General features: G+C 70.2%; 1 protein-coding gene. It reads right to left on the reverse strand.

Features of this window, described 5'->3' with window-relative positions; translation table 11 throughout:
• The coding region (gene lipB / locus ACLJNW_RS24925; RefSeq protein ID WP_410961321.1) for a lipoyl(octanoyl) transferase LipB at positions 1–275 on the reverse strand (275 nt) is incomplete at both ends.

The following is a 275-nucleotide window of genomic DNA, read 5'->3' on the forward strand; positions in this document are numbered from 1 at the left end:
GAGGGAGGCGATCTTCGCCCCGTCGACGTAGACACCCGGCGCGTCCGGCTTGGCCACGGCCTGCACGTCATAGGACGCCAGCAGGCCGATCAGGCTCTGCTCGATCCGGCTGACCAGCTCGCGCACGCCCAGTCCCAGGCGGCGGACATCGAGCAGCAGGTAGGTGACCAACTGGCCGGGGCCGTGGTAGGTCACCTGGCCGCCGCGATCTACCTGGATCACCGGGATGTCGCCGGGGAACAGCACATGCTCCGCCTTGCCGGCCTGCCCCTGGG

This window comes from Salmonella sp. SAL4457 (genome assembly GCF_046548235.1).
GTDB classification, from domain to species: Bacteria; Pseudomonadota; Gammaproteobacteria; order Enterobacterales; family Enterobacteriaceae; genus Salmonella; species Salmonella enterica.